This is a genomic window from Tunicatimonas sp. (assembly GCF_049647865.1).
In the GTDB taxonomy this organism is placed as follows: domain Bacteria; phylum Bacteroidota; class Bacteroidia; order Cytophagales; family Cyclobacteriaceae; genus Tunicatimonas.
This window is the reverse complement of the sequence record NZ_JBARYM010000700.1, coordinates 1-6,868: the sequence shown is the minus strand read 5'-3', so window position 1 is coordinate 6,868 and position 6,868 is coordinate 1. Positions and strand designations below refer to the sequence as shown.

Annotated in this window: 6 protein-coding genes and 1 pseudogene; 5 read left to right on the top strand and 2 right to left on the bottom strand. The window is 40.0% G+C overall.

What is annotated here, in order from left to right:
* Together WBA23_RS20500 and WBA23_RS20495 are read left to right on the top strand one after the other, a co-directional pair.
* A pseudogene (locus WBA23_RS20500) lies at positions 1-205 on the top strand (aminopeptidase); the annotation flags it as partial.
* Between the two features lie 344 nt (positions 206-549).
* Entirely contained in the window at positions 550-1,353 is an 804-nt protein-coding gene (locus WBA23_RS20495) for a DUF3108 domain-containing protein (protein WP_424584145.1), read from the top strand.
* Here WBA23_RS20495 and WBA23_RS20490 read toward each other — a convergent pair.
* Positions 1,350-1,748 carry a DUF4174 domain-containing protein gene (locus tag WBA23_RS20490; protein WP_424584144.1) on the bottom strand — a complete coding sequence of 133 codons (399 nt, stop codon included), beginning with the start codon at positions 1,746-1,748 and terminating at the stop codon, positions 1,350-1,352. The two genes, WBA23_RS20495 and WBA23_RS20490, sit on opposite strands and share 4 nt — an antisense overlap.
* 240 nt (positions 1,749-1,988) lie before the next feature.
* Between WBA23_RS20490 and WBA23_RS20485 the strand changes: the two genes are divergently transcribed.
* The 3 genes from WBA23_RS20485 (at position 1,989) to WBA23_RS20475 (ending at position 5,584) form a co-directional block, all read left to right on the top strand.
* Positions 1,989-2,471 carry a GAF domain-containing protein gene (locus WBA23_RS20485; RefSeq protein WP_424584143.1) on the top strand — a complete coding sequence of 161 codons (483 nt, stop codon included), beginning with the start codon at positions 1,989-1,991 and terminating at the stop codon, positions 2,469-2,471.
* Between the two features lie 149 nt (positions 2,472-2,620).
* Positions 2,621-3,367 (top strand): 3-oxoacyl-[acyl-carrier-protein] reductase, encoded by a 747-nt coding sequence (gene fabG / locus WBA23_RS20480; protein WP_424584142.1) that lies wholly within the window; start codon positions 2,621-2,623, stop codon positions 3,365-3,367.
* Between the two features lie 123 nt (positions 3,368-3,490).
* A complete protein-coding gene (locus WBA23_RS20475; RefSeq protein ID WP_424584141.1) occupies positions 3,491-5,584 on the top strand; it encodes a hypothetical protein in 2,094 nt (697 codons plus the stop codon).
* Between the two features lie 57 nt (positions 5,585-5,641).
* Here the strand turns inward: WBA23_RS20475 and WBA23_RS20470 are convergent.
* The coding region (locus WBA23_RS20470) for an AAA family ATPase (protein ID WP_424584140.1) at positions 5,642-6,868 on the bottom strand (1,227 nt) is incomplete at its 5' end.

The following is a 6,868-nucleotide window of genomic DNA, read 5'->3' as shown; positions in this document are numbered from 1 at the left end:
CACTGATACACTCAATCTTAGAACTAGCCAGTATCGGAAAGTAAGAGATAAACTGAAAAATTCAGACAAACTTCCTAATAATACGTTTTTCAAATCGTATGTGCGCTACCGTCGGAATATAGATGACTTAAGAAGCGAATTTATTGAACGGTTTGCGGGTGATATCAGCCAATATTTGGTCTACCTGCAAGAGAAGTATGACTAACTGACGCGCTATTAATTGTTGTTATAAAAAAGAGCCGATGTTGTACAAACGGCTCTTAGTTATATGCTCAAATCAAACTAAAACGTGTCAAGTAAGTAAGTTGGGTTAATGGGTTTCACTGGCTAAAATTCAACAAGTATGCCAGTCGCTAAAATGGGTAGATCAGCTAATTATCAGTAAAGTACCTGTACACTTTCGGGCAAAAATGTACGTTTATGTACGGAGGGTTCAGAATAAAAGCTAACAGAGAACCTACTTAATACGTATATAAGATTAGAAAATACAATAGGGTGTACCAGTTTTGCATGATTTTTTCTTTTAAAATCTAAGAACACGTAGATAGCATGAAAAAATATTGGTTGATACTGGCAAGCGTCGCTTTTATAATTACAGCATTTCAGTATTCGGAACCGGAAGCTTTTCGCAATGTTTCGAATGAAAGTTTTGGTACGGGAGAGATACTAAAATACCGTATACACTATGGCTTTATTAGTGCGGCCGAGGCTATCATGCAAGTGCAGGACGGCTACTACGATGTTAATGGGCGGTCTTGTTATAAGATTGATGTTTTTGGAAACACCACCGGATTCGCCGATGTGCTATACAGCGTTCGTGATAACTTCGGAGCTTACGTAGATACTACTTCCATCCTGCCCATGCAATCGTACCGGTATATTCAAGAAGGCGGATACCGTAAGAACGAAATGGTCAACTTTGATCATGAAAATGATATGGCAACGGTATTAAAACTAGATAAGGAAACTCGAGTCGTTAAAGACAAAGAGCTTTTTCCGGTACCAAACAATGTGGTAGATATTGTAGGGGGGTACTATTTCCTTCGTACACTAGACTACAGCGACTACGATAAAGGCGATGTAATTCCACTGGAAGGATTCTTTGATGAAGAAATTTACAACATTGAAGTAAAAATTATTGGTCGGGAGCTTCTTCGTACAAAAGTTGGTGAGATCAATTCTATTATAGTTGCTCCCTCTTTACCTGAAAACTCTTTTTTTGAAAATAGTAAAGATCCAGTGAAGGTATGGATGTCAGACGATAGTAATAAAGTGCCTCTTAAAATTAAAGCCAAACTGGCAATTGGAGCTATTGAAATTGATATTAAAGAAATGCAAAATCTGCGTAACTAACCGGGCGTTTCTCTCATTTCTCTCCGCCGCATTGGCATCTGATCAATAGTTCCAAAAAGTTTCTCAGTACTCAATAAGCTATTCTGTTTTAGCTTTTGCCCACCATCTTTTCCAATCAGTACTACGGTATATTTAGCACTTTTAGTTTCGTACTTCTGACGTAATTCTAGTGCTACTTCTTTACCAAATACTTCACCCTTCGGATTAATAACCATTTGAGGTAGAACTTTAAAGATCAATAGATCGCGATCATTCAGACCAGATTTCTCTTTTTTGAATGCTTGCAACTGTTCTTTATAAATTACAGATTCTTCAGTATCTGTGAACAACAGCAGTATTCGTTTTTTCCAACGATACTGATTCAATACTGAGTCATCTTGTGCTGCAAGTTTCATTGAGAGTAGGAATAATATTGAGAAAATCACAGAAAAAATTCGCATATACTGATTATAAGTTACATCGTCAGTTTAACTAATAATAGCTTAAAACGGTTATAATTGATTTTTTCAGATAAAAACTTGACAATTAAAGCTTTTATAGTACCTTTGTAATAAATAATTGTGTTTATATAATATAAACATTATAAAGAGTAAAAATTAATATTCGATAGAATAAATAAGTAGGTCCTCATGATTATGCTCAGCACTTATGCATCACCTCAAGCTAATACGAAACAGCAACGGTATAATGTACTTCTTCAGCAAATCCGAGATATCGTTTATAATGAGAACGACTTAGTTGCTAATTTAGGTAACATTGCTGCAATCCTTCATCAGGGTATGAATTTCTCCTGGACTGGTTTTTATTTTGTGAAAGATGGAGGATTGCTTTTGGGGCCGTTTCAGGGACCAGCCGCTCGGACTAGAATTCAAAAGGAAGAAGGAATTTGCGGAACAGCTTTCGCTAAAGAATGTACCGTAATGGTGGAAGACGTGGAAGAATATGTTGGGCATATTTCGCTTAGTGAATACGATAAATCAGAAATAGCAGTGCCGGCCTATTCAAAAGGCGAGGTTTCACTGATCCTAAATATTAATAGTCACTATCTTCATAACTTCACTGAGTTAGATAAGCGCAACTTGCAGCAAGTAATGCACCTTATTGAAGAAGTACTATAAAGCAAATACAACGTACAACCAAACCAAGCTGTTACCGCCAGTTGTTGCTTTCTGCAATACTGGCGGTTCTTTGTTTTAACTCTTTCACTCACCGCTCCTCCAATTAATTCGTTAAGTTTGAAAAAATTTAAACCTAACGATTGATCCTTATGAAATTACTATCTGGAAAAACCGCTTTGGTAACCGGAGCATCGCGCGGTATTGGTTATGCCATCGCTAAAAAATTTGCCGAACAGGGTGCTAATGTTGCATTTACCTACTTGTCAAGTGTGGAGAAGGCAGAGGTACTAGAAAAAGAATTAGGTAAGTACGGAATAAAGGCAAAAGGATACCGATCAGATGCTTCTGATTTTAGTGCTGCTGAGCAACTTATCAGTAGTGTAGTTTCTGACCTGGGTTCATTAGATATACTAGTCAATAATGCGGGTATCACGCAAGACACGCTACTTATGCGAATGAATGAGGAAATGTGGGATCAGGTGATTAATGTAAATTTAAAGTCGGTGTACAATACGGTAAAAGCCGCTCTCCGTACTTTTCTCAAGCAAAAAAGTGGTTCAATTATTAATCTAACGTCAGTAGTGGGCATAAAAGGCAATGCGGGTCAGGCCAATTACGCTGCTTCCAAAGCCGGAATTATTGGTTTCACCAAATCGGTAGCGCTAGAGCTGGGTTCCCGAAACATCCGTAGCAATGCTATTGCCCCCGGTTTTATTGAGACCGAAATGACGGATAAGTTAGATGAAAAAACAGTACAAAGTTGGCGTGATGCTATTCCGCTCAAACGAGGAGGTTCGCCTGACGATGTAGCAGACTGCGCCTTATTTTTGGCTTCGGATATGTCGGCGTATATTACCGGTCAGGTATTGCAAGTAGACGGCGGAATGCTCACTTAGTAGTGTATTTGTGTGTTCATGTGTTCATGAATAAATTGAACACTTGAACCCGTTCCACGGCGGCTTAAACACTTGAACACTGCCTTTCTCCGTTATAAGAAGATACAGACCACATAGCACTTTATGCAAAAGATTCAACTTCTGTTCGATAGTTCGCCTTGGCTAATTATACCGAGTTTGCTGGTAGGCTTAGCTTACGCTCTTTTGTTGTACCTCAAGGGTAAAAAATTGGGTACAGTTTCTTGGGGTAAGACAATTAACTATGTACTTGCTGGGCTTAGATTTGTTTTGGTAACCCTTCTATGCCTCTTGGTTGTAGGACCATTTATTAAGCAGATTCGCAATACAATTGAAGAACCGATTATTGTGTTTGCGGTGGATAACTCAGCTTCCATACAATCGGTTGGTGATAGTGTACAATGGATATCAGAAGTCGTGGCCCTACAAAATGAAATACAGCAGCAAGACTATCAGGTAGAAACCCGAAGCTTTTCATCGAGCGATGCTCTAGAAATCATCACCTTTTCCGAGCAGCGTAGCGACATAGAAGGATTGTTGTCGGATATTGAGACTGAGTACGAAGGAAGAAATCTGGCCTCAGTGATACTAGTATCGGATGGTATTTATAACGAAGGGATTTCGCCCGCTTACGGATCTTACCCATTTACGCTGCACACCGTGGGAGTAGGGGATACGGTGCCTAAACAAGATCTAAAAGTAAGTAATCTGTATTTTAACAAAGTAGCCTACCAGGGAAACAAATTTCCATTAGTAGCAGAAATAAGTAATACAGGCTTTAGTGGGGAGTCCGTAGCCGTTTCGGTAAACTACCGGGGAAAAACTATAGCCAATGAGCAGATAACTTTTGACCGGGAACGGGGAATAACAAGAGTTGAATTCTTACTAGAAGCTTCAGAAGAGGGGATGAGCCACTACGTGGTAGCGGTAGGAGGTCTTGAAGCAGAATTTACTAAAGAGAACAATGTGAGCCATGCGTACATTGAGGTTATCGAAGGTAAAGAATCAATTTTGCTGGTAGCTCAATCACCGCATCCCGATATTAAAGCCCTGAAGCTAGCGATTGAGCAAAATAAGAATTATGAAGTTGAGACTGCTATCTTAGGACTGACAGATTGGAATCCATCGATCGTAGCCAATAGTAAATTTGATCTGGTTATTCTGCATCAAATACCCGGACGAGGACTAAATGATACTCAACTAAATCAGTTGGTGCAAGATGCTAACGCCCTGTGGTATATTGTAGGCGAGCAGAGCAACATTCCAATGTTTAATCAGTCAAATGGTCTTCTGGAGATTATTAGGCAAAATAACGAAACCGATGAAGTACGACCTCTTTTTAATACGAGCTTTAACGGCTTTCAGCTCGAGAATGACTACCAAACGATTATTGATGGGTTTGTTCCACTGAAAGTGCCCTTTGGAAGAATAAACTTTAAAGGTGAAAATACTTCTCTACTGTATCGGCAGGTCGGCAATGTAAAGACCAGTCAACCGCTGTTGGTTACCGGTGAGGTAGATGATAAAAAGCAAGCGGTTCTATTAGCTGATGGTATCTGGAAATGGAGGTTGCAGGAGTATGGTAAAAATGAAAATACCCAAGCATTTGATGCTCTCTTTACTAAGCTAACCCAGTTTCTATCAGCCAAAGAAGACAAACGTAGGTTTAAGGTTTACCCGGTACGAAGCGAGTTTGAGGATACTGAACCAGTAGTATTTGAAACCGAAATCTACAACGATATTTACGAAGAGGTATACGGCCAATCGGTTAACCTTAGCTTAACTGGTGAGAATGGAGAAGAACGAAACTTCAGCTACATTACTAATGAAAACAACACGCAGTACCGCATTGGTAATTTACCCGAAGGTATCTATAGCTACCAAGCGAGTGTTAAACTAAATGACGAACAGCTAACCAGCAGTGGTGAATTCAGTGTTCGGCGCCTGGAGATTGAAAACCTTAACTTAACCGCTAATCATGACTTACTGCGCGAGTTGGCTCAAACTAGCGGGGGACAGTTTACAATTGCAGAAGAATTAGAAGTACTAACTGCTATATTTCAGAACCAAAAATTGCAAAGTAAAATTTACACTAGTGAGGCTTTTCTTCCCATTATTAATTTGAAGTGGTTGTTCTTTTTGCTACTGTTACTCGTAGCAGCTGAATGGAGTATTCGAAAGTATATGGGTAGTTACTAAAAAAGGGCATCACTAGTGATGCCCTTCTGAGTGTTTAAACTATACGATGGTAAAAGATTATTTACTATCGGTTTTCTTCTCTTTGGGGGTTTTCTTCTTCTTCAGGGTAAGCGAAAGTTCTTCACCTTCTCCATCGTAGTCAGCTAAGATTGTATCATCCGCTTCGATCTCGCCTTTAAGTATTTCCTCCGCTACGGCATCTTCCAAATACTTTTGTATTGCGCGGTTTAACGGACGGGCACCGTATTGAGGGTCGTAACCCTTCTCAGCTAAGAAATCTTTAGCCTTATCGGTTAAATCTACTTTATAGCCTAGCGCCGTAATTCGAGCGAATAGCTTATTAAGCGTAATATCAATAATCTTATGAATATCTTCTCGCTTCAGAGAATTGAAGACAATCACATCATCAAGACGGTTTAAAAACTCGGGGCTAAACGTTTTCTTCAACGCATTCTGAATGGTTGATTTCATAATATCATCCATGCCCTCTTCTTTCGCCTTGGTAGAAAAACCAATGCCTGAACCAAAATCTTTCAAATCTCGGGCTCCAATGTTGGAGGTCATGATGATGATCGTATTTCGAAAATCAACCCGCCGACCTAAGCCATCGGTTAGAATTCCGTCATCCAATACTTGCAATAGAATATTGAATACATCGGGGTGAGCCTTCTCAATTTCATCCAGAAGTACTACGCTATAAGGCTTGCGGCGTACTTTCTCGGTAAGCTGACCACCTTCTTCGTAACCAACGTATCCGGGAGGCGCACCAACTAAACGAGATACAGAGAATTTCTCCATATACTCACTCATGTCAATACGAATCAGGGCTTCCTCCTTATCGAACAGGTAAGTTGCTAGCACTTTAGCTAATTCCGTTTTACCTACTCCAGTAGGACCCAAGAAAACAAATGATCCTATTGGTTTTTGCGGATCTTTCAGGCCAACTCGGGTACGCTGAATCGCTTTAGTAAGCTTTGTAATTGCCTCCTCCTGACCAATGACTCTACCGGTCAGTTGCTCGTTCATACCCAGTAGCTTCTGACTTTCGTTCTGAGCTACTCGCTTGGTTGGAATTCCCGTCATCATGGCAATTACTTCCGCCACGTTTTCCTCGTCTACCGTATAACGACGCGTCTTGGTTTCGTCTTCCCACTTACGTTTGGCTGATTCGAGCTGGTCAATCAGTTTTTTCTCTCGATCCCGCAACTGGGCTGCCTCCTCATACTTTTGGCTCTTTACAACTCGATTTTTCTCTATTTTAATATTCTCAATGGCTTCTTCCAA

Coding starts and splice junctions, on each gene's coding strand:
- WBA23_RS20485 (WP_424584143.1), top strand. CDS start 1,989: ATGCTCAGCACTTATGCATCACCTCAAGCTAATACGAAACAGCAACGG.
- WBA23_RS20475 (WP_424584141.1), top strand. CDS start 3,491: ATGCAAAAGATTCAACTTCTGTTCGATAGTTCGCCTTGGCTAATTATA.
- WBA23_RS20490 (WP_424584144.1), bottom strand. CDS start 1,748: ATGAAACTTGCAGCACAAGATGACTCAGTATTGAATCAGTATCGTTGG.
- fabG (WP_424584142.1), top strand. CDS start 2,621: ATGAAATTACTATCTGGAAAAACCGCTTTGGTAACCGGAGCATCGCGC.
- WBA23_RS20495 (WP_424584145.1), top strand. CDS start 550: ATGAAAAAATATTGGTTGATACTGGCAAGCGTCGCTTTTATAATTACA.